This is a genomic window from Alteribacillus iranensis, assembly GCF_900113025.1.
Lineage (GTDB): Bacteria > Bacillota > Bacilli > Bacillales > Marinococcaceae > Alteribacillus_A > Alteribacillus_A iranensis.
This window is the reverse complement of sequence record NZ_FONT01000004.1, coordinates 46,849-67,965: the sequence shown is the minus strand read 5'-3', so window position 1 is coordinate 67,965 and position 21,117 is coordinate 46,849. Positions and strand designations below refer to the sequence as shown.

Genomic DNA, 21,117 nt, shown 5'->3' with positions numbered 1-21,117 from the left:
TATGCTTAGGGGGGAACGTCATGAATTTCATGTGGGAGTCTGTCATTTTAGTATTAAGCGGTTTACTCCTCTTACGAATAGCCGGTCGTAAATCAATAAGCCAGATGACAGTAGCTCAAACTGTCATCATGATTTCGATCGGCTCCATTATTATCCAGCCCATCATCGAAAAGTCAGTCTGGAAAACGATTGTAGCTGCTGCCATTTTTATTGCGGCCTTGTTAGTGATGGAATATATCCAAGTGAAATCAAATGCCATAGAAAAAATGCTGACGGGAAAGTCAAAAGTAGTCATTCAGGACGGACAGATCCAATATGATCAATTAAAAAGCCTGCGTTTTACAGTGGATCAACTGGAGATGCGGTTGAGACAGCAAGGGGTCTCCAATCCCGCAGACTTAAAAACAGCGACTCTTGAGGCAAATGGAATGCTTGGCTATGAATACATGCCGAAAAAGAGACCAGCAACAGTGGGGGATATAGAAATGCTCTTGAATCAAACATTGCCAACAACGGAAGACCCGCAAAATTTATTTACTGAGGCGAAAACTCAAAAACACCCTGTCTTAAATAAAAAGCAGTATGAGTAAAGAAGTCAAACAGGGAAGGAATAAGAAGAAGGGAGCCAAAAAGCTCCCTTCTTCTTATTCCATTAGACGGTTACTGTTTGAGGGATATGATCATGAATAGGCGGCATAACGAGCCAGCCTTTGTCTTTGTTTAATCGAAGCAAACGTGTGCTGATTTGAGCTTTGTTGGTGTGGTACTGTCCAAACAGCATGCCGATGTCTTCCCGGGTACATTGTGCCATCGCTTGACTGCAAGCCACCAGGCTGGCCGCCACACTTTTACTAATAGCACCAGCAATTTCAGAATCATTAAATCGAGCGCCTACAGGAATACTTTCTAAATCAGAGTAAGGTTTCTCAGCAGGTGATGGCGGGAGACTTACACCGTGTTCTTTTAATAGTTGTTCCACTTCCGCTTCTTCCCTTTGTGCTTCTTGCATGATATCTTCAAGCACTTTAAACAAGTCTGCATCACCTGTATGATTCATAAGCGTTTGGCAGCTAGTGACCATGTCTTTCGTACCCATTAGATAACTCCATAGCGCAAATGCTTCCCCGTAATGCATCGAGTCTCCATAGGAGTTGCTGCTGAAAATTCCCATGACCATCCTCCTCAGTGAGATCATTGTCAGTCTCCTTCTGACTGATTGTTTTGCCCAAAAGACTGAATCGGGCATTTCTTATTGTGTGGCAGTCTCCTTGTAAATATCAAAGGAGAAGAATGGTATGCGACCCAATAAGACGTTCCGTTTGCAGCGAAATGTTGCGAGCTCCAAGTAAGTACTATATATTGGAATGGGTACCAGTTTATACACTTGTAAAAGGAGAGGTTGTAATCAGATGGAAAGTATCTTTTACCAGTCTCATGCAGGATCATGGGCATTTCTCATTCTCTTTTTCTTGATCAGCTACTTTTTTTCTAAGCAAAAAATCACGTTAATGCTCCAACGTTTGTTTGCCGTTATTATGATTGTGACAGGTATCGGTATGTGGATCTTATATGGTTTTCCTATGTTTTATTTAATAAAAGGGATTCTTGCTATTTTGCTGATTGGAATCATGGAAATGCTTGTAGGACGTAAGAAAAGACAACAGTCTCACGGAGGAATGTGGGCAGGTTTCATTATTCTTGCTTTGATCGTGCTTCTGATGGGTTATAATGTGATTGGATAAAGGAGAAGGGCTGGATCAAAAGGTCATAAAAAAGACCTTTTGCCAGCCCTTTTTTTATTGGAAAGACATAACATTTGAGAGCTGTCCAGTTTCAGTCGCTATCGGCTCAAGATCGCTTCAGATCCGCACTTGCCGCAGGCCACGGGACATGACGGTCTTAACCGAACATCCACAAATTTCGCTTTTCTTATTACGCTTGAGTTCGTTCATAATCGTCGCTTTTCCCGCCTGTTTTTTTCAGTAAGTATGTGGGACCGATTACCATGTTTTTATCCAACGCTTTACACATATCATAAATCGTAAGAGCGGTGGTGGAAGCGGCAGTGAGAGCTTCCATTTCAACACCGGTGTTACCCTTCACTTTCACTTCCGTAGTTATAAGAATGACATATTCCTCTTTCTCGGTGGAGAGGGACCATTCAAAATGAACATCTACTCCGTTTAAAGAGAGAGGATGACACATAGGTATCAAATCTGCTGTTTTTTTAGCTCCCATGATACCAGCCACTTGTGATACTGCAAACACATCTCCTTTTTTATTGGTACCTTCTTGGATCTGATCATATATTTCCTTATTCACTGTTACGCTGGATCGGGCAATGGCAACTCTCACACTTTCTTTTTTTTCAGAGATATCTACCATTCTGGCGCGGCCTTGCTCGTTAAAATGTGTAAAATTCCCCATAAATTTGACCATCCTTTACGCTTTTAGACTGAGTATACCATGGCTTTAGTGCGGCAAAAAGACAAGTTGTATGAGAAAGAGAACGGCGAAAACATAAACAAGCGGATGAACGGTTTTCGCTTTGCCTTTTACGACCTTCATAATGGGATAAGAAATGAAACCAAAGGCAATACCTGTCGCAATACTCGAAGTAAGCGGCATGCTTAAAATAATGAGAAAAGCGGGAAACGCTTCATCAAACTCTTGCCATTTCACGTGAGCTACCGAGCCTAGCATAAAACTCCCGACGATGATCAGAACAGGAGAGGTGATTGCCGGCAAACCTGAAATGGCACTGATAGCTGGACCGAAGAAAATAGTTAGCGTAAATAATATGGAAACCGTGACGGTTGTTAAACCTGTTCTTCCTCCGGCAGCTACCCCTGAGGACGACTCCACATACGCACTGGTCGGGCTGGTTCCAAAAATGGATCCTATGGTTTTAGCTATCGCGTCTGATAAAAGAGCTTGTCGCACTCTCGGCATTTTATTATTTTTAACGAATCCAGCTTGCTCCGCAACACCGATCATTGTACCTGTCGTATCAAATATAGTTACGAGAAGAAACGAAAACACAACGGCATACAGACTATATGTGAAAACGTTAGTAAAGGCTTCTAAAGGTGAGCCGAATACAAACCATTCGATTTCTGGAGGAGCAGAAGCTAGTCCTTCTGTGAACGTTAGATGACCAGTAAAAAAAGCAATCACGGCTGTCGTAATCATTCCTAAAAATAAAGCGCTGTTTATATTCATAGCCATAAAAATGATGGTGATCGCGAGTCCTATTAATGTGAGAACAACGGGAGGACTCTGTAAATCCCCTAGAGCTACTAGGTTATCAGGGTGGGAAACAATTAGTCCGCTCATACGTAAACCAATGAATGCAATAAATAAACCGATCCCTGCTGTGATCCCATGTTTCAAATTGGAAGGGATGGCTTCGATCAGCTTTTCGCGGAATGGAGTGAGGGAAAGAATGATAAATATAATCCCTGAGACGAACACAGCTCCAAATGCGATTTCATACCCAATTTGATCATTGGCTCCGACGACAGAATAAGCAAAGTAAGCGTTAAGCCCCATCCCGGGAGCGATCGCAATAGGATAATTAGCGAAGAGAGCCATCCACAACGTACCAACAACAGTAGCTATAATCGTGGCTATGAAGACTTGATCGAAAGGGACCCCCGCATCAGAGAGAATAATCGGGTTCACGACAATAATATAAGCCATCGTTAAAAAAGTCGTAAATCCTGCGAGTATTTCTGTTTTTACATTCGTATTGTTTTCTTGGAGTCTAAACCATTTCTGAAACATATATACCACCTTAAAAACGAACTATTTTTAATCCGTTAACTATAATATTCGTTTTTAGGCGTGAAGGCAAGGGGGAAATCTACTTTTCCTCTGGAGCAGCGAGAAAAAAGACAATAATAATGGGGAGCAAGTATCCTATAATGGCTTGAATCGTTGCGATCGGCTGGGCATAGCCGATGGGGGTAAGATCTCCATATCCGACAGCGGCCATTGTAATAATGCTGAAGTATACCATTTTCCATATAACAGCAATAACAGATATCTCTTCGTGTTGGCCATAATGATCGATCACATAACCGGCATCCGTTATTTCGAGCCAAAGGTATAGGCAGGCAAAACTCACGGCCGTATTTGTAATGAAAAGGCCGAGAACAAGAATTTTCTTTACATAACTATGCAATAGCATCAACCCCAGTTGGTGCTTCAAAATTGTTTCGTGCCTGTATAGTCACCGAAAATGGTTTCTTTACATTCTCGTCCTATATTATGTGTCAAGGTATAAAAGAAGAAGAGAACGAAAAGCAATTCACTTTTAGAAAAGAAGTATTGTGGTAAAATTAGGATAATAACGGATAGGTATTCTAATACATCATGAAAATGAAACGTAGACTGAAGAGTTCTCAAGTGTACGAGAGGAGAAAGTTATGACCAGTGGCAGTGTGGACGTTAACTCCTTTATATTATTAGCGGCCTTGTTGTTAATTGTTGGAGTAACAGTAACTAAATTTTCGTCGCGGCTTGGCATGCCTTCCCTCGTTCTGTTCATCCTCATTGGTATGCTTTTTGGAAGTGACGGCCTAGGAATTATTTATTTTCACGATGCCGAACAAGCACAGCTCATAGGTATTTTAGCGCTCGTTGTTATTCTGTTTGAAGGGGGAACTCATACTACCTGGAAGACAGTGAAGCCAATCGTAAAGCCGGCAGTCTCGCTAGCTACGGTGGGAGTATTAATCACATCGTTAATTGTTGGTTTCGCCGCTAAGTATGTCATGGGTTTTTCATGGCTAGAAGCACTCTTATTAGGGTCTATTGTGGGGTCTACTGATGCCGCAGCTGTTTTTGCCTCATTAAAAGAACGAAACATCAACACGAAAATGGCGGCAACGTTAGAAGCGGAATCCGGTTCGAACGACCCAATGGCGATGTTGCTTACCATCATTTTCATTGAGATTTTAGTAACAGAAGAACCTAACTACTATGTGTTGGCAACTTCATTTTTTTGGCAAATGGGAGTGGGGTTACTATTAGGTATTGGATTTGGTAAATTGGCTACGAAGGCCATTAACAAAATTAATTTGGATTCCAGTGGTCTCTATCCTATTTTTGCCTTATCCTTTGCACTTCTTACATATTCAGTAACTTCTCTATTCCAGGCGAGTGGTCTGTTGGCTGTATATATAGCGGCTATTATTATCGGGAATTCGGAAATCACGTACCGCCACTCCATTTTTCGTTTTAATGAGGGCTTCGCTTGGATGGCACAAATTTTAATGTTTATTATTCTTGGCTTACTTGCGTTCCCTGAAAACATCCTTTCTCTGGATGTTATTATCAATGGACTTTTATTATCAGCAGTTCTTATGCTAGTTGCTCGGCCAGTAGCTACCTTTCTATCTACAGCAGGGATGAAGTATTCTTTGAAGGAAAAAACTTTCTTATCATGGGCGGGGCTGCGTGGAGCGGTACCCATTGTATTAGCCACGTTCCCTATTGTTGCGGGGATTGACAGCGGACAGCTGATTTTTAATGTTGTATTTTTTATTGTATTAACCTCTGCATTAATTCAAGGTTCTACCATTTCGCGGGTCGCAAAGTGGTTAGGTTTGTCTGGCCCGAAGAAAGACACGCCTCACCACTCTTTAGAGTTAATTTCGATTGGAAAAGCAAACGCGGAAATTATAGAGTTTCAAGCAGATGAAGAGACACCAATAGTCGGCCGTACTCTTCAGGATATTGAATTTCCGAAGTCTGCTCTCGTTAGTGCGATCGTAAGGGATGGAGAACTTGTCACGCCGTATGGGGAGACGGTAATACAAACAGATGATTTTTTATATATCTTAGTTTCTCGTAAAGAAAAACAGCAATTGCGCTCTTTTTTGAAACCGGAACAAGGGAGTTAAAGCGCAGTAAGGAGACGGCGAGATAGTGACAGGTATATCTCGCTTTTCCTATTGTATAGGAAATAAAAGAAATTCGCTTATAGATAACTTTTGTGAAAGGGTTAGCTGCGCCTAGCTCCAGCGCCAGACGCTCTGGAGGCCCACACGACATGGGTCAGATCGGCGCTGTCTCAGGACGAGACGGTTTTAGCCGATCTTCCATATAGTGCAGACAATGAAAGGAAGAGCACCTTTCTTTGCTGCCCCTCCAGAACCTGTCGCATCTGAGCAGGGCGCTTGCGCTTTTCTTAATGGAAATAGATTGGAAGGCGGGTTTTCATGTCAGTTTTTATTAATGTTCTCATACCGATTATTCTCATTTTTCTATCTGGTTTTTTTCTTCAAAAAAGCCAGCTGCTCGAAGTGCGTTCAGTCTCGGCAGTAGCTTTGTATATTTTAACGCCAGCACTAGTATTTCGTACATTTTATACAACAGAAGCAAACATGGATCTGCTGCTGATTTTGACTTTTGCTATTTTGTTTTTATTCATTATGCTGATCATTAATAAACTATTATCATATATTGGGAAGTGGGATACGGCGAGAGAAAGTGGGATGACGTTAGCTACCACATTCATGAACTCGGGAAACTATGGCGCTCCGTTAATTTTATTCGCTTTTGGTGAAGAAGCTTTTGCGTATTCCATCATTTTTATGGTCATTCAGTCCTTATTAATGAGTACAGCAGGAGTGTATTTAGCGAATCGGAGCAGCTTAACACCGGCGGATGCCTTTCGAGTTGTATTAAAAATGCCTGTTTTCTACGCTTTGATAGCAGGGGTATCTATGCAAGCTGTTGGAATTCCAATTAGAAATAGTTATTTGGATGCTGTTAACATGATTGCTGATGCCGCCATCCCTGTTGTTATGATAGTTCTTGGTATGCAACTGGCTAAGATATCCATTGGTTCTATTGATTGGGGTATGGTAGGTTTAGGTACGACTGTTCGGTTAGTTCTCTCCCCGGTGATCGCTTATTTCTTAACGATCTTACTACAGACGAATGACGTATTAAGCACGGTGATTATCGTATCTTCTGCTATGCCGACAGCTGCTACGATCTCGATGATTGCTGTCCAATTTAACGCCAGTCCACAGCTAGTTTCGAGTATTACCTTAGTTACTACTATTTGTAGTGTCCCGACATTATGGATATTACTTACAATATTAGGTGTTTGAGGGGGAGTGAAGTGTCATGAATTAGTCATGCTTAAAGGGAAAGTTGGTTAAGAGGAAGAGTTACAATGGGGGCAAAACATAAGGAGGGCTGGAGAATGAGTAAAAGCTTAAATTTCATACTTATCGTGATGGGTGCTTTGATGATTTTCTTGTTGAGCGCTTGTGGAGAGTCCGGTGATAATAACCAAGCCGCAGAGGACTCTGAGAATTCGGAAGATGTTTCTCTAGAGCCTATTGAGGTTGAAATAGACATGGTGGAACAAGCTGATCCTGAAGAGGAAATTACAATAAGCACGGCAGTGACACAATCGGGAGAACCGGTTACTGACGCCAGTGAGGTTCTTTTCGAGATATGGAAAGATGGAGGAAAAGAAGACAGTGAGGAAATTTTAGCGGAAGAACCAGCAGGGGACATATATGAAATTCGTTATTCTTTCCCTGAAGAGGGAGTATATTACGTAACAGCTCATGTCACGGCTAGGAATATGCACAGCATGCCAACGGAAGAAATAATAGTGGGGGATCCGGAGGTTGCAGAGAGTGAAGAAGAAAACCATCCCGGTCATGAAGACGCCCATACCGATTCAGTTGTAGAAGCAAGTCTGCAGTCATCCGAGCCTATGGCAGTTGGAGAAGAACAGGAGTTATCTTATGAGGTGATGTATGAAAGTACTCCTTTACAAGGTGCTGATGTCCAATTTGAGGTATGGAGAGACGGGGAAGAGGAGCGTAGCTGGGTAAAGGCTGAAGAGAAAGAAAACAGCATTTATACAGGTACACACACCTTCGAAGAGGCAGGCGATTACCACGTTATCGTCCACATTAAAAACGATGGAGGTTTACATGAACATGTGGAGAAGGAAGTTAGCGTAGAATAAGGAAGAAAATCAACGATAGGAAGATACCCCTATTTATAACATATTCAAGGTGCGGAAAGCTGCCAGAATGAGAAAGCTCTCCTGAGAACGGTTCAAGGGAAGTGGGTGAGAGTCCGTCCTTCTTTAGGCAGCTTTTTGTATGGATATCACTTGGATAATATGCCTTTTGCTCATGCTAAGTGGGAGTAGTTCAACATACGTCCAGAGCTGTTAGTTCTTTTGTTGACAAAGCCAACCAGGTGTTTTAAAATTTAGACAATAAGATAATAGAAGTAACCACTAGGGGTGCCTTCAGATAGGCTGAGATTAAAATGTGCTTTTAAAACCCTTGAACCTGAACTGGATGATACCAGCGTAGGAAAGTGGAACGTGAAGAGAGTTAATCTAAGAACGTAACCAGACCACTTTCCTTATTGGGGGAAGTGGTTTTTTATGTGAGAGGGTGGTATGGATGGGAAAGCCATTGTTACATGTCATATCGACAGGACGCCAATCGATAGATACGCTCGTTGATATTAATAAACAAATTCATCCTTTCACCGATTATCTTCACATACGGGAGAAAAATTGGACAACTAAACAAATAGAAAACGTAGTATCCCTCATGATTCAAGAAGGAGTACCAAGAGAAAAGATTATCGTGAATGGACATCCATCCATCGCAAAGGCTTATTCACTGGCGGGCATCCATTACCCGGAAGCCGTTCCGATAGACGTACGTAAACAACGTTTGCTTGTGGGGAGTTCTGTTCATAGTGAGCCAACAGCCAGAGAGAGAGTAGCTGATGGTGTTGATTATCTGTTTTTTGGTCATATTTTCGCTACAAAGAGTAAGGAGGGCATCATGCCTCGGGGACTGACAGCTCTTCGGCGGATGGCTTATGCCGTAGATTGTCCGATTATAGCGATAGGCGGGATTCACCCTGAAAATGTACAAGCGTGTTTAGCATACCAAGCGCAGGGAGTTGCTGTTATGTCTGGGATTTATGAAAAAGAGAATCCCCTGGAGAGAGTAAAAGACTACGACCGAGCATTAAGGGAGGGGATTTGATTGGATAACTATTATGACGTCATTATTGTCGGCGGGGGAGTGAATGGGTGCTCTACAGCATTTCAATTATCTAAAAGAGGATACAAAACAATCGTCATGGAAAAAGGACGGGTTGCGCAGGAGGCTTCTCAGGCGGCAGCGGGGATGTTAGGGGCACAAGTAGAGGTTAGTGAACGAGGTCCTTTTTTTGATTTTGCCCGTCAAAGCCGGTCCATGTTTCCCGAATTGGTACCTGAATTGGAGTCATTGTCTGGTGTGTCTGTCTCATTTGTAAATAACGGGATGATTAAGACGGCATGGACGAAAAGGGAAAAAGAGCAATTATTAGGAAGAATGGAATTTCAGAGGCACGCCGGAGAACCCGTGGAATGGTGGGAAAAAGATCAACTGCAGAGCCATGAACCTGCTGTAAGCCAGCAAGTGGAAGGGGCTCTTTACATTCCCGGTGATGGCCAGGTAAAAGCCAAAGAATGGACGATGGCTTACGCTAGAGCTGCTGAAAATTTAGGCGCGGAAATAAGAGAATTCACAGAAATCACTTCTCTATTAGACCATGGTGGAAAAGTAGAGGGGGTAAAGAGTTCAGCAGGCACTTTTTATGCAGATCATGTCGTTATTGCGGGAGGGGCTTGGTCTGGAAACATAAAAGGAGTGCCAGGCCTAAAGATGATTCCTGTCAAAGGCGAAATTTTATCTGTCCGTCCTCGCAGACCGGTGATCACGAGAACCATCCATACGTCAGACTTTTATATTGTTCCAAAGTTAGGCGGATCTGTGATTATCGGAGCAACAGAGCGCGTGGGCTCTGTAGATAAAAGGGTATCAGCTGGAGCTGTACAAGAGCTGCTGCAGAAAGCATGTAATCTTATCCCGACTTTGGAAGACGCTGAATTCGAAAGAGCCTGGACCGGTGTTCGTCCGCAAACGGCGGATGGAAAACCTTATTTAGGGACTAGTCACATAGAGGGACTATGGATAGCTGCCGGTCATTACAGGAACGGTATTCTTCTTTCCGCTCTAACTGGTAAATTTTTAGCAGATTTAATTGGAGGACGAACGGTAGATTCAGAATGGGAACTCGAATTTTCCCCGCAACGTTCATTAAAAGCAGAGGAGGATCTCATTGAAAGTAATCATTAATGGTACAGAGAAACAACTACCGGAGAACATTGAGACTATAGAAGCATTGCTTCATCACTTACAATTACAGGAGAAAAAAGCAGTGGTTGAACGCAATGGCGATATTCTGGTGAAAGAAAAACATGAAAACGAGCCAGTGTTGGATGGAGATACTATTGAAATCGTTCATTTTGTAGGAGGAGGGTGAATTATATGTTACAAATTGGTCCCTATACATTTCGTTCTAGATTGTTTTTAGGAACGGGAAAATACAGGACGGCCGAGGTACAAGAGAAGGCTGTACAAGCTTCCGAAACAGAAGTGCTAACCTTCGCCGTACGCCGTATGAATATATTTGATGAAAGTCAGCCGGATCCTTTCGAAAAGATGGATCTCTCTAACTATAAGCTGCTTCCTAATACAGCTGGAGCAAAAACGGCAGAAGAAGCGGTTCGTATTGCCAAGATGGCAAACGCGGCTGGCATGTGTGACATGGTAAAAGTGGAGGTAATTGGATGTGATAAGACCTTACTTCCAGACCCGGTGGAGACGCTGCGGGCTTCCGAACAGCTTCTAAGTGAAGGATTTACAGTACTAACGTATACTTCTGATGACGTGGTTCTTGCGCGCAAACTCCAAGAACTTGGAATACATGCTATCATGCCTGGGGCTGCCCCCATTGGTACTGGGCTCGGAATCATCAATCCGTATAATCTTTCTCACATCATTGAACAAGCACAAGTTCCTGTTATAGTTGATGCTGGGATTGGAAGTCCTAAAGATGCTGTATATGCTATGGAATTAGGGGCAGATGGTATTTTGTTAAATACAGCTGTTTCTGATGCCAATGATCCACCTAAAATGGCTGAAGCAATGAAACTAGCAGTACAAGCAGGACAGTTAGGTTTTGAAGCAGGGCGAATAGAAAAGAAATTTTATGCAAAAGCTAGCAGTCCGACGGAAGGATTGAGTAAGGTTTGATGGAAGATGATCGCTACTCTCGGCAGGTGTTATTTCCAGGCATCGGGAAAGAAGGACAAAAACGGCTTCGTGAAAAGCATGTTGTGGTAGTTGGAGCAGGTGCGCTGGGAAGTGCAGCGGCTGAAACATTTGTCCGTGCGGGTGTAGGGAAAATTACCATTATTGACCGTGATTTTGTAGAATGGAGCAATCTTCATCGTCAACAACTATATACAGAGCGTGATGCGGAGGAAAAACTACCAAAAGCAGAAGCTGCAAAAAGACATCTGGAAACCATTAATTCCCATACGGAAATAGATGCAATAACTGGGGAAGCGGATGCGGGTGTTTTTGAGAACGTTCTTCCCGCTTCTCTATTTATTGACGCCCTGGATAATTTCGATACACGTATGTTGATCAATGATTTCTGTCAGAAGCATGAGCTTCCATGGATACATGGTGCTTGTGTGGGGAGTTATGGTATTACATTTACCGTCTTACCCGGAGAGACACCATGTCTGCACTGCCTCATGGAGACAATCCCATTAGATGGGGAAACATGTGACACTGCAGGAATCATTGCTCCTACGGTACAAATGGTTAGTTCTCATCAGACAGCAGAGGCATTGAAAATCCTGACCGGTAATTTCGATGCGCTTCGTCACAAGCTAATTTCTTTTGATTTATGGACCAATGAATCGTCAGCAATCAATGTCCGTTCATTAAAAAAAGAGGACTGTCTGTCCTGTGGGGCGGCACCAACCTATCCGTATCTTGCTTACGAAAATAGAACGAAAACAGAAGTATTGTGTGGAAGAGATGCTGTGCAGGTACGACCGGCTAAGAAACAAGTCTTATCGTTACCTGAGTTGAAAAATAGATATTCAAACGCAGTGAAACAGGAAAACAATTTCTTACTCGTCTTACACTTAGAGGATAAGCGTTTTGTTATATTTAAAGACGGTAGAACGATTATCCATGGAGAGAATGATAAGACAAAAGCGCGGGCCCTATATCAAAAATATATCGGTGGTTAATGTTTCACGACTTTTTGAAGTGGAACAAATATACCAAATGAGGACTCCTGAAGCGTAATTCAGGGGTCCTTTTAAAGTATGTTAAAATATAAAAGCAGTATGTTAATAAACGAAGTTAGGGAGTGTCCTCGTTTTGAAAATAGCAATCGTGACTGAAACCTTCCTTCCCTCCACTGATGGTATTGTGACGAGATTGACAGCTTGCATAGATTGGCTGTTAGACGAGGGGCATGAGGTTCGGGTTATTGCGCCGGACCTGGGTGTGTATGAATATAACGGAATAGAAGTGAAAGGGGTACCTGCCAGGACTCTTCCATTTTATCGGTCAAAAAAATTTGCCCTGCCTAATCGACGAGTCATCAAATATATTCGTGAATTCCACCCAGATGTGGTTCATGTAGTGAACCCGGCTTTAATCGGCTTTTCAGGAGTACAAGCTGCGAAAAAGCTAGAACTACCATTGATTGCTTCATACCATACCAATGTTGCACAGTACATGGATTATTATCGGCTTTCTCCTTTTAAAGGCCTCATATGGTGGTATTTTCGAAAACTACATAATCAAGCAGATATCAATGTCTGTACCTCCAAGACCGTACAAAATGAATTGGTGGAAAAAAGGTTTAAAAACGTTCATGTGTGGAAGCGCGGCGTGGACACAGAGATGTTCCGCCCGGGGAACTACAATCCACACATGAGAGAGAGATTAACAGCAGGAAAAACAGATCGTAAACTTTTGTTATTCGTTGGCCGCCTTGCCGCCGAAAAAGAAATTGAAAAAGTGAGAGATGTGTTGGAGAGTTCGGATGAATTTTCTCTTGCGATCGTTGGGGACGGACCTCACCGAAGAACGTTAGAAAGACATTTTGATGGGACAGACACTGTGTTTACAGGATTTATGCATGGGAAGGAATTAGCTGAAGCTTATGCTGCTGCAGATGTTTTCGTCTTTCCTTCGACCACAGAAACACTAGGATTAGTTATTGGGGAAGCAATGGCGTCCGGTCTTCCGCTGGTGGCAGCTAAAAGTGGACCCACGTGTGAGCAAATTGAGGATGGTCGGACGGGACTTCTTTATGATTCAGAGAAAGAAGGAGACTTTACAGCAACAGTAAAAAAGTTTGAAGATGACACACTTCGAAAACGATTGTCTGTTAATGCAAGAGAAGATATTGCGAGCTTAGGGTGGTCGGAAGCAGCCAGTCAACTGCTCGGTTGGTATGAACAGGTAACAGGAGCGATAGAAGAAAAAGAAGAACCAGAAGAACAGCAAAAGTTAACTTGAGTTGGGATAGCAATGGATAACAGAAGGAATGCCATGAAAAGAGATAAGAAGAGAAGAGGTCCCTTTCAATTTATGCAATTCAGTGTGATCGGCGCGGCCAATGCTGGTATTGATATCGGTACATTGAATCTTTTATTATTGTTATTTCCAACGGAAGATCGGATGGTTTTAGCCGCTTTTAACACCATTGCCTATTCTCTCGCTGTAGCAAACAGCTATTTTTGGAATGCTTATATTACTTTTCGTCATGCTTCAGAGAAGAGCAACAGACAACGGATTGCCTTTATCCTTCAAGGACTTGTCAGCCTGGGCATTAATAACCTGGTATTTCTCGGTCTTTCCGAGTTGTTTCAAATGATAGGGGTACCACGATGGATACGTTATAACCTTGCTAAAGGAACCGCAATGTTCCTTTCGTTTACAGCGAGCTTTTTTATGATAAAATACTTTGTTTTTAAAAAGAAAGCGTAATAAGCGTAATTGGTTGAAAGGATCAAAAGGGGCGACCCCAAAATTGGGATGGCCCTTTTCTTAAGCTTTCTCTGTGTGACTTGATAGTTTTCTATGGCGAGACCGTCTATATGTTGATAGAAGTCCGTGTAAAGGAGAGCAAAGAAAGCTCACTATAAATAGGAGACCAGAGGCAAATGCCATAGAGCCGGAAATAGAGGTATCTATCCATGCAGCGATAAAGTACCCGGCAATGGCCGAGATTACACCGAAGCCACCGCTTAGGATCAACATATACGATAATCTATCGGTCCATAGATAAGCGGAAGCAGCTGGAGTAATTAACATGGCAACTACCATAATGGCACCGACTGCATCAAAAGAAGCAACCGTGGTGATAGAGACGAGCCCCATAAATAAATAATGCATCAATAAGACGGGAATGCCTAAGCTAGCGGCCAGGGCAGGATCAAAGGATGTAATTTTCCATTCTTTGTAGAATGCTACGATGAAAAATAAGACAACAAACAGGGTTGCACCAAGTAGTGCAGTTGCTTGTGGTATCTGTCCTATAAGTGGAAGAGTAATGGTGTTCCACGGAATGAAAGTGATCTCACCCATTAAAGCGTGCTGTACATCTAGATGAGCATTTCCGACCGAGGTTGCAATTAAAATCACTCCGATGGCAAATAATGTGGTAAATACGATTCCCATAGACGCGTGTAATTGGATGTCGAGAGAATGGAGCCATTGCACTAAAAAAGCAGTTAACAAGCCAGCAATAATAGCTCCAATCAACATAGGAGCCCCGCTCAGTTTCTCTGTAATTAAAAATGCGAGGACAATACCCAACAATACAGTATGGCTGATAGCATCTGCCATCATCGCCATTTTTCTGAGAATAAGAAATACGCCTATGAAGCCGCAAGAAAGTCCTACGAGTGAAGCTGTTATAATAATCCATGCAGAATATGTCATATTATTTGGCTCCTTTGGCTTCAGGATGAGTGTTTACTTTCCGAACATGGACTTCCTTTTGATGGAGCTTATATTGGATATACCTGACTAGAATGCCTCGTTCCTTTCCAAAAATAAGCGAGATCGTAAAAAAGCTGGCGGCGGTTACGACAATAAAAGGTCCGGTTGGCCAGCCGCTTCCTAACGCGCTTATAAACGTGCCGATACCTCCGGAAGCCCCTCCGAAAACCGCTGCTAACACTAACATCCATCTAAAGGAGTGAGTCCAATAGCGGGCACTTACGGCGGGGATGATTAAGAGGGCCGCGATTAAAATAACTCCTACTGCTTGAATACCAATTACGATAGTAGTCACTAGTACAGCAGTATACAGAATGTTCATAAATGTTAACGACAGCCCTGTGCCTTTCGCAAAGGAAGCATCAAAGAGATACAACTTCCATTCTTTGAATCCTAAACATACAACGAGAATAACGAGACAAGCCAGCCCTAACATAGTAAATACATCGAATCTCACCATGGAAGCCGCCTGGCCGAAAATAAAACTATCCAGTCCGCTTTGATTCCCGCCGGCGGTTCGATTGGCAATGGTCAGTAGCATAATGCCCAATCCGTAAAAAATAGAAAGCACCATTCCCATCGCTGTATCTTCTGTGATGCGGGTGGATGATTGCACCCATTGAATAAATAACGATCCCGCTAAAGCACTTCCGGCTGCACCTAATATTAAAATCAATAGATTCTTTTCGCCAATCAGTAAAAACGAAATTACGACCCCGGGAAGAGAAGCGTGAGCTAACGCATCACTCATAAGACTCTGCTTCTTCCAATAAGCAATCGAACCTACGAGCCCCGCGGCAATCCCCAGGATAATGGTACTCGCCAACACCCACTGTGTATTACTACTCAATAGAATGGACCACATGTTGACTCCCCTCTTTTACCCATTGAATACTGCCTCCGTATGTTTTCGCAAGGTTTTCTTTCGTAAACACATGATTGGTGTTGCCATGCGCGATGACTTTACCATTTAGAAAGAGAACGTGGTCAAAGTAATCAGTGACGGTCTGTAAGTCATGATGGACTACCATAACTGTTTTGCCTTTCATTTTTAGCTCTTTTAATATCGTCATAATTGCTTGCTCTGTGGCCGCGTCCACTCCTGCAAGCGGTTCATCCATGAAATAAATGTCGGCATCTTGCACTAAAGCTCGTGCAAGAAAAACACGCTGCTGTTGACCGCCGGATAATTGACTGATTTGCCGATTTGCAAATTCCTCCATCCCCATCTTTTTCAATGCTTCCCAAGCTCTTTGTTTATGCTCCTTAGACGGCCTCTTCAACCAGCCGATTTGTCCATACAAACCCATGGTGACTACATCTAAAGCATTTGTAGGAAAATCCCAATCGACAGAGCCGCGTTGTGGAACGTAGCCAATTCTTTTCTTTATTTTTTTAAAAGGTTGGTTAAAAAAAGTAACAGAACCAGTTAAAGCGGGATGAAGACAAAGCATGGTCTTAAGTAGTGTAGATTTACCTGCTCCGTTAGGACCAACAATCCCAGTTAAAGAACCGGGCTGTACTTGGAAAGTTACGCCTTCCAAGACTGTGTTTTTTCGGTAAGATGCTGACACATTCTCCACATGAATGGCTGCGTCTTTCATCTTAATTCTCACCTCCGCTTAGAGCTTCATAAATTGTGTTTACATTGTGACGATACATCCCAATGTACGTCCCTTCCTCTGTTCCTTCTTCTCCCATGGCGTCAGAATAAAGTTCACCACCTAATTCAACATCCAATCCTTTACTAGCCGCTCCTTCAATCACCGCTTGAATCGAGCTGTCATTAATACTACTTTCAATAAAAATAGCAGGCACTTTATGTTTCTCGATCACAGCTATGGTGTCATTAATGTCGGATACGCCAATCTCACTATCTGTGCTTAATCCTTGGAGTCCAATAACTTGAATATCATGCATATTTCCAAAATATCCAAAAGCATCGTGCGCCGTGACAAGAATTCTCTTATTTTTGGGGAGGGCTGCTAACTTTGTTGAGTCCTGTTTTACCTCTTCTAATTTTGCAAAGTACGCAGCCTTGTTTTCTTGAAAGTAATCTGCGTGTTCCGGCGCGTATTCTGATAAACTTGCGACAGCCGCATCTAAAGCATTCATCCATAAATCAAGATCAAACCAAATGTGGGGATCCACATTTCCTTCTTCGTCCTCTAACAGATTCTCTTCTTCTATAGTTTCCCCTATCGCAAGCACCGGCCTCGATTTTCCAATTTCCTCAAAGATGTCTACCATATTGGCTTCCAAGCCTAAACCGTTATAAAAAATGATATCAGCATTTTCAAAAGTGGATATGTCGCTTTGGGTAGCTTGATATAAATGTGGATCTACGGAAGGGCCCATTAAGCTTTCGACCTCTACACGATCTCCTCCAATGACTTGAAGTGGTTCTCCAATTTGTGCGATGGTCGTCACGATTTGAATGGGGTCGTCTTCATCCTCTTGGCTAACTGCACTTTTTTCTTCATTACAGGCAGACATAATGAAAAGTGGCAAACAGATAAAAAGACAGATTGAAAAAATTTTTTTCATCTTTTTGACTCCTCTCGAAATAAATCTTTGGGCAGGTATGGTTGTTAACTATAACCACAAAGTTTTCCTTAGGGCAAAAAGTTAAGAAAAAGGAAAGCCAGTTTTAGACTGGCGCTAATAAGTTTACCTAAGGAAAGAATAAAGGAGAAAAGAAATGATGTCAATCAGGAAATATTCAAACCTTTTGAGTTATAGTAACCTATGAGTGTCTTATCAAATATGTGTTATTGAAACAAAAAAATTTCGTGACGACTGGAAGAAAGATAATAGAACGACCAATTAGTAAAGAGGGAGTGAGGGAGAAGAACGGGAATATCCGAAGCAAAAATTATAAAAATAAGCGTAACAGGCCCATTGCAGGCACGGTTACGCTTATGCTTCAGAACAACAGGGAAAAGAGTTACAAAATAGGAGATAGCAAGTGAGAGACGGATTCCTTAAAACGAATCCATAGCGAGCGCTGTTTATAAATTTTAGGTGTGAGCTCCCAGGACTTTTCCATGTCTTGATAGAAGATGCTTCTCATCTTCTCGGCAGTAGGTCGATGATAAAGAAAAGCATTCACTTCAAAATTTAGTTTAAAACTTCTCACGTCAATGTTAGCTGTCCCAATGGAACCGACCCGGCCATCTACAACAATCATTTTAGCGTGGATAAAGCCGTTATCATAAATATAGGCACGAGCTCCTGCTTTAAGTAATTCGCCGATATAAGAATATGTTGCCCAATAAACGAAAGGATGATCAGGTTTATTAGGAATCATAATTCTAACGTCTTTTCCAGACAAAGCAGCGATGCGTAGTGCGTCCATCAGACTTTGGTCCGGAATAAAGTATGGTGTTTGAATGTAGACAGATTCTTTTGCTGCGGTAATCATTTTTATATATCCATTCTTAATTTGTTCCCACTCCGAATCAGGGCCGCTGGAAACGATCTGGGCATTTAAATCACCAAGGGGCTCTATCGGTGGGAAAAGTCTATCTTCATAGTGGATATAATGATGACCGGTTGCTTGATTCCAATCTAAAATAAACCTGGTTTGGATCGCTTTCACAACTTGGCCTCTCATGCGTACATGCGTATCTCGCCAATAACCGAATTTAGGATCTAGTCCCAAGTATTCATCCCCAACATTAAAGCCGCCAAGATATCCAACAGAGCCATCAATGATGACGAGCTTCCGGTGATTGCGATAATTAAGCCGCAAATTAACGAACGGGAGTCGTCTAGGGAAAAATATTTCTACCTCTCCGCCCGCTTTGATTAAATTGTAAAACACTTTTTTACGGAGCTTACGCGACCCCATTTCGTCGTACAGCACACGAACAGTGACTCCTTCACGTGCTTTTTTTGTAAGAGCGTGAATGAGCTTTGATCCTAAGTGGTCATGGCGGAGAATGTAATATTGTATGTGAATATGATCGGTTGCAGATTCAATGTCCTTCAAAAGTTGATTGAATTTTTCTTTTCCGTCCGTGAAAATTTTTACCTCGTTTTTCTGAGTAAACACGGCGTCATTGTTGACTAACTGCATATAAATGAGGTCACGAAAGTCACGTGACTCTGCGTTTGGAAATTGAAAACGTCCCTCGCGAAGCCATTGAATTTGTTCTTGTATTAATGTTTCAATTCCAATTTTCTTTAAATCTTCCCAATCAAACAGTCGCTTTCTGCTCATGTTTTGACCAAATATGAGATACAAAATAAATCCTAAAAAAGGAATAAAAAATAATACCATTAACCAAGCCCAAGTAGAAGTTGCATCTCTGCGTTCGATAAATATAATAATGACGGCAAAGAAAATGTTTAGTAAAAATAATAAGCTTAACAATATAGAGTACACTGCCATTGTCGTTCCCCGCCTAACTGTTGATATTGAACGGAGTCTCTTCTGCTTATTCTATTATATCAAAGTAGAAGTATGCCGTCTCAGCTATGATCTTCCTTAGAAGGTCTGTGATTTATACGTTACAAGCAATACCCGTTTTTGTCTATTTTTATCAAAAAGAATGAGATAAAATAGTAAAAGTCAAACAATGTATACAACTAGTTAAATATATAGATTAGCAATAGGGGGAGCATTCTACCATGAAGAAGGATTGTATAGGAATCGATGCTGGGGGGACATTATCAAAGATAGTGTATGCGACGGAAGCAGAGTATGGTTATAAAGTGTTTCCTACAGGGAACATACAAGAAATAAACAAATGGATTAGTCAGCATTTCTCAGATCCGCATGTGCAAATTACAGGGGGAAAAGCGGGTTTTTTCACAGAGATGTTGGACTTCCAGACGAAAAAAGTAAATGAATTCGTAGCGACATGTGTTGGGGTGAAATGGCTGCTTGAACAAGAGCAAATGCTCGCGAAAACCGGCAAGCGGTTTATGGTAGCTAACGTCGGCACGGGCACTTCTATTCATTACGTAGATGGTGATTCTTATGAGCGAATTGGTGGAAGCGGTATAGGGGGAGGTACTTTATTAGGATTAACTTACCTTCTAACCGGGGAAGATGATTTTAAGAAGATATTAGAGTTAAGTAAAAAAGGAAATGGGAAGTCTTTAAATATAACGGTAGGTGACATATATTCCCATGAAACGCCACCGATTTCGGGTGATTTAACCGCTAGCAATTTCGGTAACGTGAGCCGAATGAAACATAATCACTTACCGAAGGAGGATTTCATTGCCGCTGTCGTAAGGATGATTGGGGAAACGATCACTACGATGAGTGTGCAGGCTGCAGATCGCTTACATACGGATTCCATTGTCTACATTGGTTCCACTTTTTCTGGAAATAATACTTTAAAAGAAATCATAAAAGGGTATACCGAACTGAGAGGGAAAAACGCTTATTTTCTTGAGCATGGGGAGTATAGTGGAGCGATTGGAGCGTTGATGAATCGATCCTCACAGGACTGATATGAAAAAGAGAAAATGTACCTACTCAATGTAACATAAATGTTTATCAGTCGGGAGGTGACGATAGTGGCTTTACATGAGTACAGAAAACTATTTTTAGAATCGATTTATTCTATTGAAAATATATCTACATACCTACAGCCAAGAATCCCACTTTTGAGCGAATTGCAGTTAACAATAAGGCAGGAGAGCATTATGCTTCTGTATATCCGGCATGAGGATATGAATTTGAGCGGGATGGCAGAGAAACTTGGGATTTCTAAAAGCGCGGTTAGCCAGGCAATGAGAAACCTAGAAAAAGAAGATTTGTTACACCGCTCCATAAACGAAAACAACCGCCGTGAAATCACATTATCTCTGGGAGAGAATGGAAAAATACTAAAGCAGCAATTTGAAGACTTTGAAGACGAGATATTAGAAAAGTATATTTCCAATCTAGATCTTGATGAAATGAAACAAGTGAGAAACATTTTGCTAAAACTAGAAGAAATGATTAGAAACGACGAGGAAAGAGATCATAAGTAAAAAAAGGGAGCTGTTACGTGCTGCAGCTTCCTTTGTAGTACCGTCGGCTCGAGGTCGCTTCAACCCGTCCTGCGGCGGCAAAACCTCCTCGACGGGTTTCCAGCGCTTGTCGCCGATAGACGGGCGCCTTGCGCTTTTCTTATCTGTCCAGCTACAGGCGCCATCGGCTCGAGTTCGC

General features: G+C 42.1%; 23 protein-coding genes and 1 riboswitch. Of the genes, 14 read left to right on the top strand and 9 right to left on the bottom strand.

The annotated features are described in order from the left end of the window. The first annotated feature begins 20 nt into the window (after positions 1-20). The gene (locus tag BM095_RS10175) at positions 21-590 is read left to right on the top strand and encodes a DUF421 domain-containing protein (protein ID WP_091661198.1); all 570 of its coding nucleotides are present in this window, start codon (positions 21-23) and stop codon (positions 588-590) included. Positions 591-652: 62 nt separating this feature from the next. Here BM095_RS10175 and BM095_RS10170 read toward each other — a convergent pair whose 3' ends face one another. Beyond that, positions 653-1,171, bottom strand: a complete 519-nt coding sequence (locus BM095_RS10170; protein WP_091661196.1) for a DUF3231 family protein — start codon at positions 1,169-1,171, stop codon at positions 653-655. A gap of 238 nt (positions 1,172-1,409) precedes the next feature. On the opposite strand from BM095_RS10170, the gene BM095_RS10165 reads away from it, so the two are divergent. Next, positions 1,410-1,742 (top strand): DUF1516 family protein, encoded by a 333-nt coding sequence (locus BM095_RS10165; protein ID WP_091661193.1) that lies wholly within the window; start codon positions 1,410-1,412, stop codon positions 1,740-1,742. Positions 1,743-1,932: 190 nt separating this feature from the next. On the opposite strand, the gene moaC is transcribed toward BM095_RS10165, so the two are convergent. From moaC to BM095_RS10150, 3 genes are all read right to left on the bottom strand, one after another. After that, positions 1,933-2,427: a cyclic pyranopterin monophosphate synthase MoaC gene (gene moaC, locus BM095_RS10160; protein ID WP_091661190.1), complete on the bottom strand. Its 495-nt coding sequence runs from the start codon at positions 2,425-2,427 to the stop codon at positions 1,933-1,935. Positions 2,428-2,472: 45 nt separating this feature from the next. After that, positions 2,473-3,786 carry an NCS2 family permease gene (locus tag BM095_RS10155; RefSeq protein ID WP_091661188.1) on the bottom strand — a complete coding sequence of 438 codons (1,314 nt, stop codon included), beginning with the start codon at positions 3,784-3,786 and terminating at the stop codon, positions 2,473-2,475. A gap of 79 nt (positions 3,787-3,865) precedes the next feature. Next, complete coding sequence (locus BM095_RS10150; protein ID WP_177194783.1) at positions 3,866-4,186, bottom strand: ion channel; 321 nt, start codon at positions 4,184-4,186, stop codon at positions 3,866-3,868. 244 nt (positions 4,187-4,430) lie between these two features. Between BM095_RS10150 and BM095_RS10145 the strand changes: the two genes are divergently transcribed. The 10 genes from BM095_RS10145 (at position 4,431) to BM095_RS10100 (ending at position 13,928) form a co-directional block, all read left to right on the top strand. After that, positions 4,431-5,909: a potassium/proton antiporter gene (locus BM095_RS10145; RefSeq protein WP_091661183.1), complete on the top strand. Its 1,479-nt coding sequence runs from the start codon at positions 4,431-4,433 to the stop codon at positions 5,907-5,909. A 318-nt stretch (positions 5,910-6,227) separates the two neighbouring features. Then, positions 6,228-7,127, top strand: a complete 900-nt coding sequence (locus tag BM095_RS10140) for an AEC family transporter (protein ID WP_091661181.1) — start codon at positions 6,228-6,230, stop codon at positions 7,125-7,127. A 95-nt stretch (positions 7,128-7,222) separates the two neighbouring features. Then, on the top strand, positions 7,223-8,005 hold the full coding sequence (locus tag BM095_RS10135; RefSeq protein WP_177194782.1) for a FixH family protein: 783 nt from the start codon (positions 7,223-7,225) through the stop codon (positions 8,003-8,005). A gap of 271 nt (positions 8,006-8,276) precedes the next feature. After that, positions 8,277-8,383: riboswitch (TPP riboswitch) on the top strand. A 73-nt stretch (positions 8,384-8,456) separates the two neighbouring features. After that, complete coding sequence (locus tag BM095_RS10130; protein WP_091661175.1) at positions 8,457-9,056, top strand: thiamine phosphate synthase; 600 nt, start codon at positions 8,457-8,459, stop codon at positions 9,054-9,056. Then, positions 9,057-10,196, top strand: coding sequence for a glycine oxidase ThiO (gene thiO / locus BM095_RS10125; RefSeq protein ID WP_091661172.1), 1,140 nt, complete (start codon positions 9,057-9,059; stop codon positions 10,194-10,196). Further along, positions 10,180-10,383: a sulfur carrier protein ThiS gene (gene thiS, locus BM095_RS10120; protein ID WP_091661170.1), complete on the top strand. Its 204-nt coding sequence runs from the start codon at positions 10,180-10,182 to the stop codon at positions 10,381-10,383. Before thiO ends, thiS begins: the two co-directional genes overlap by 17 nt. 5 nt (positions 10,384-10,388) lie before the next feature. After that, positions 10,389-11,156 carry a thiazole synthase gene (locus tag BM095_RS10115; protein ID WP_091661167.1) on the top strand — a complete coding sequence of 256 codons (768 nt, stop codon included), beginning with the start codon at positions 10,389-10,391 and terminating at the stop codon, positions 11,154-11,156. Continuing rightward, positions 11,156-12,172, top strand: a complete 1,017-nt coding sequence (locus tag BM095_RS10110; RefSeq protein ID WP_091661165.1) for a ThiF family adenylyltransferase — start codon at positions 11,156-11,158, stop codon at positions 12,170-12,172. The genes BM095_RS10115 and BM095_RS10110 overlap by 1 nt, the downstream gene beginning before the upstream one ends. A 133-nt stretch (positions 12,173-12,305) precedes the next feature. Beyond that, on the top strand, positions 12,306-13,457 hold the full coding sequence (locus BM095_RS10105) for a glycosyltransferase family 4 protein (protein ID WP_091661162.1): 1,152 nt from the start codon (positions 12,306-12,308) through the stop codon (positions 13,455-13,457). Positions 13,458-13,490: 33 nt separating this feature from the next. After that, entirely contained in the window at positions 13,491-13,928 is a 438-nt protein-coding gene (locus BM095_RS10100; protein WP_091661159.1) for a GtrA family protein, read from the top strand. A gap of 60 nt (positions 13,929-13,988) precedes the next feature. On the opposite strand, the gene BM095_RS10095 is transcribed toward BM095_RS10100, so the two are convergent. The 5 genes from BM095_RS10095 to cls all read right to left on the bottom strand — a co-directional run bounded on the left by BM095_RS10095 (position 13,989) and on the right by cls (position 19,341). Next, positions 13,989-14,885 (bottom strand): metal ABC transporter permease, encoded by an 897-nt coding sequence (locus BM095_RS10095; protein ID WP_091661156.1) that lies wholly within the window; start codon positions 14,883-14,885, stop codon positions 13,989-13,991. Between the two features lies 1 nt (position 14,886). Then, positions 14,887-15,810, bottom strand: coding sequence for a metal ABC transporter permease (locus BM095_RS10090; protein ID WP_091661154.1), 924 nt, complete (start codon positions 15,808-15,810; stop codon positions 14,887-14,889). Next, complete coding sequence (locus tag BM095_RS10085; protein WP_091661151.1) at positions 15,788-16,549, bottom strand: metal ABC transporter ATP-binding protein; 762 nt, start codon at positions 16,547-16,549, stop codon at positions 15,788-15,790. Before BM095_RS10085 ends, BM095_RS10090 begins: the two co-directional genes overlap by 23 nt. A gap of 1 nt (position 16,550) precedes the next feature. Then, positions 16,551-17,492, bottom strand: a complete 942-nt coding sequence (locus tag BM095_RS10080) for a metal ABC transporter solute-binding protein, Zn/Mn family (protein ID WP_091661148.1) — start codon at positions 17,490-17,492, stop codon at positions 16,551-16,553. A gap of 400 nt (positions 17,493-17,892) precedes the next feature. Further along, on the bottom strand, positions 17,893-19,341 hold the full coding sequence (gene cls / locus BM095_RS10075) for a cardiolipin synthase (RefSeq protein WP_091661146.1): 1,449 nt from the start codon (positions 19,339-19,341) through the stop codon (positions 17,893-17,895). Between the two features lie 239 nt (positions 19,342-19,580). On the opposite strand from cls, the gene coaW reads away from it, so the two are divergent. Next, complete coding sequence (gene coaW / locus BM095_RS10070) at positions 19,581-20,414, top strand: type II pantothenate kinase (RefSeq protein WP_091661143.1); 834 nt, start codon at positions 19,581-19,583, stop codon at positions 20,412-20,414. 66 nt (positions 20,415-20,480) lie between these two features. Then, a complete protein-coding gene (locus BM095_RS10065) occupies positions 20,481-20,939 on the top strand; it encodes a MarR family transcriptional regulator (protein ID WP_177194781.1) in 459 nt (152 codons plus the stop codon). Positions 20,940-21,117 lie beyond the last annotated feature (178 nt).